At 62.0% G+C, this 3,462-nt stretch carries 4 protein-coding genes; 2 read left to right on the forward strand and 2 right to left on the reverse strand.

Annotation, left to right across the window (positions count from 1 at the left end):
- Positions 1 to 840 (forward strand): 2-C-methyl-D-erythritol 2,4-cyclodiphosphate synthase (gene ispF, locus RSB01_RS13825; RefSeq protein ID WP_332625713.1); only part of this gene is annotated, 840 nt, incomplete at its 5' end.
- On the opposite strand, the gene RSB01_RS13830 is transcribed toward ispF, so the two are convergent.
- On the reverse strand, positions 837 to 2,147 hold the full coding sequence (locus RSB01_RS13830) for a diguanylate cyclase (RefSeq protein WP_332590666.1): 1,311 nt from the start codon (positions 2,145 to 2,147) through the stop codon (positions 837 to 839). The genes ispF and RSB01_RS13830 overlap by 4 nt on opposite strands.
- Positions 2,148 to 2,309: 162 nt before the next feature.
- On the opposite strand from RSB01_RS13830, the gene RSB01_RS13835 reads away from it, so the two are divergent.
- Complete coding sequence (locus RSB01_RS13835; RefSeq protein ID WP_332590667.1) at positions 2,310 to 3,299, forward strand: YihY/virulence factor BrkB family protein; 990 nt, start codon at positions 2,310 to 2,312, stop codon at positions 3,297 to 3,299.
- Here the strand turns inward: RSB01_RS13835 and RSB01_RS13840 are convergent.
- The coding region (locus tag RSB01_RS13840) for a sulfurtransferase TusA family protein (RefSeq protein ID WP_332625714.1) at positions 3,265 to 3,462 on the reverse strand (198 nt) is incomplete at its 5' end. The two genes, RSB01_RS13835 and RSB01_RS13840, sit on opposite strands and share 35 nt — an antisense overlap.

A 3,462-nucleotide genomic window follows, 5' to 3' on the forward strand; every position in this document is an offset into this window, starting at 1 on the left:
TTCCTCAAGGCCCACACCATTCACGCGCTGCTGGATGCATTGGCGGATGCCGAGGGCGCGCTGCCCGCCCTGCCCGTCGCCGACTCCTTACGTCGCGGCGATGCCGATAAGCTCATGGGCGAAGTCGTGGACCGCGAAGGGCTATACCGCGCCCAGACGCCGCAAGCCTTCCGCCCTTCTACCATCCGCGCTGCCTATGCCGCATGGAGCCAGCCCGACGCCCCGACCGACGAAGCCTCTGTGGTGCAAGCCCATGGTGGCCGCGTGCGTCTGGTGGCCGGTGAGGCTGATCTGTTTAAACTGACCTATCCCGAGGACTTCGCCATGGCCGAGCGCCTGATCCCTTCTTCCGAACGTCGTGTGACCCGTGTCGGCATGGGCTATGACGTGCACCGCTGGGTTGAAGGTGACAGCGTTTGGCTATGCGGTGTCGAGGTGCCCCACACGCACACCCTGCTGGGCCATTCCGATGCCGATGCGGGCCTGCATGCCCTGACAGACGCCATACTGGGGGCCATTGCCGAGGGCGATATCGGCGACCACTTCCCGCCCAGCGATGACCGCTGGAAGGGTGCATCGTCCGATGTCTTCCTCGCCCACGCGCATGAACTGGTAAAGGCCAAGGGCGGCCAGATCATCAATGTCGATCTGACGCTTATCTGCGAGCAGCCCAAGGTAAAGCCACACCGCGCCGCCATGCGCCAGCGTATTGCCGATATTCTGGGTCTCGATCTGAGCGCCGTCAGCGTCAAAGCCACCACCACCGAAGGGCTGGGCTTTACCGGACGCAACGAGGGACTGGCCGCACAGGCCGTCTGCTCGATCGAAATGCCCGCCTAGGCCGCGACCTTGCGGCGAGCATCCTCTACGGCCCGTTCCAGAAGCTGGATCGGGCCTTCGCCCTCGACCATCTCGGCCACGCCGATATCGAAGTCGATAACGAAGGGCGAGCGATCCTGTCCGGCCTCGAACGCCGTACAGGCAATCACCGCCGCAATGCGTTCAGCCGCCTGAAGCGCAGCGGTTTTGTCGGTCGCGGGCATCATCACTGCAAAGCTGTCCGGTCCCAGACTGGCCGCCGTGTCCTCGACACGCACCAAGCGCGAAATCATCGCCCCGACCTGCGGCAAGGCCATATCCAGCCAACCACCGCGATTGATCGCCGCCAGTGTATCGCTCTTGCGGACACGCAAGACGCACAGAGACAAGGTCCGCTTGCGATGCTTGGTCGAGGCAAACACCCGCCCCAGATGCGACGCAAAAGGCTCACGGTGGAACAGGCCGGTGACCGAGTCCGTCAGCTGCGACACCCGCACACTGTCCAGCGCGCGGCGAATAGCCTGACGGCGGCGGTAATTGCTGGCCAGCGCCTGAACCCGCTCGGCCGTTTCCATCTCCGATATGCCCGTTTCCACCACATCGGCAAAACCGCGCACATACAGATCGGTCAGGTTTACCTCGTCGCCATCGCGCAGATAGAGCACCAGCGGAATGTGATACAGGCGCGTATTGCGCTTCATGCCCGAAGCAATGGACATGGCCACGGCGCGGTTTTCACCACCCCACAAAATCGCTGCATCGAACGCGCGCTCATGCAGATAATCAAACGCCGTATAGGGCGTCGGCGCGGCAACCACATCGACGCCAGCCTCGCGCAGGCTGTTACTTAGCGCCAGGAACCGCTCGTCGGCCGCACCGATAGCCAGCACCGAAATCGGCTGCCGGTCCTGAACCACCTTGTGCAGATTGGCCCCGTGCTCGGCAAAGGTCTGGCAACGCAGGTTGAACTCTTCCTCGGCCACAGCAGCCCGCACCAGATGCTCAAGCCTTACCAAGGCCTGCGCCGGATGCGGCACGTCGCGCATACGCAGATCAACATCGACATCGCAATCGGCACCGACCGCAATCACCGGCAGATAGCGATCGGGCAGAACAGCCCGCAATCCGCCAAGCCCTGCGACCAGACCGGCATCGTCCGTATCGACAATCATCGCATCAAAGGCGCGGTTTTCCAGCGCCATGATGGCCTGCCCGATATCGGCAGCCCACACTGTGAAACAGCCCTGGGCATCCAGTCCGGTCTGCAAGACAGCAAAACGCGCCTTCTGGGGGGAAACCAGCAAAACCTGCGTTGCAATATCAGTCACACTACCGGCCTGCATGCTCGCCGTCTCCAATTTCGTCAGGTCTGCGGTCGCTCAGATGACGAACTCACCGCCCACCCTATCAGGTGTGCAACCCTGACTGTAAAGGCGCATATGACATTTGGTCGGGTTTCCCTCCGCGACAAATAGTTTTAAGGCGTGCGGATGCTGCCCAATGACAACGGGACCCCGTCAAAGCCTTCGCCCGAAGGCCAAAGCCGTCTCGCCTCTCTTCTGCGCCACCTGTCCCCCTTCTTCTGGGCTCCGCTTTTCGCACGGGCGTTTGCACGTTCGTGGGGACGCGACGTGATGCTCTATACAGGCGGCGTGACCTTCTTTGCCCTGTTGGCGATGTTCCCCGCCATTGCCATCCTGATCGGCTTCTACAAGGCGGTTTTGTCGATCGGTAATGTCAGCGAACAGGTCACCGCAATGGCCGAAACCGTCCCGACCGCGGCCCGCGCCCTGTTTCTGGTCGAGGTCGAGCGTCTGTCGTCAGGCTCGTTCCGCGCCATTTCCACCCAGAGCGCCATTGCGCTGGCCATCGGCGGCTATGCCGCACACCGTGGCTTCAAAGCCCTGCTGGCCGGTCTGAACCTGATCCATGACGAGAAAGAACCGCACGGTTTCTTCAAGTTCAACATGCTGGCCTTCCTTGTCGCGCTGGCGGCCTTTGTGCTGTTCACCGTCGTGTCGGGCACCATCGTCACATGGCGTCTGATCGAGCATGCCTATGCCGATGAATCCGTGCGCCGCATCATGGTGCCGTTCGACGGTTTCTGGACATCCATCGGCATGTGGCTGGGCCTGACCATGCTGTACCGCTACGCCATGAGCCACAAGACGCGCGTGGCGTGGTCCGCATCCATCATCGGCGGCCTGCTGGCCACCATCATGTGCGGTATCTTCTCGTGGCTGTGCGCCATCTATGTCGAGCAGATCGTGCATCTGGGCGCGACCTATGGATCGGTCGGGGCCGTGGTTGTGCTGCTGATCTGGCTGTCATGGAACGTCAATGCCGTCTTTTACGGCGGTGCGCTGGCGACCGAACTGGAACTGGTGTGGAAACCCAAACATCAGGATGCAGGCCCTGAAGTCGCCTTAGACACCGATACCGTCGTCAGTCTGGACGCCCGTCGCCCGTCTCGACCGTAAGTCTCAGCACACCGTCTTCCTCGACAATACCGATCACCCTCCCCCCCGTTTCCTGCATCAGAAACGGAACATCGATGCGCGCCATAGGGTCAGTGGCCAACAGCACGACCACCTGACCTGCCGCCTGTCCCTGCATGGCTTTTCGCAAGCGCAGTGACGGCAC

The sequence above is a fragment of the Brevundimonas sp. genome (assembly GCF_036659295.1).
Classification (GTDB): domain Bacteria; phylum Pseudomonadota; class Alphaproteobacteria; order Caulobacterales; family Caulobacteraceae; genus Brevundimonas.

Excerpts from the sequence above, each read along its gene's own strand:
- RSB01_RS13835 (WP_332590667.1), top strand. The coding sequence starts at position 2,310 with ATGCTGCCCAATGACAACGGGACCCCGTCAAAGCCTTCGCCCGAAGGC.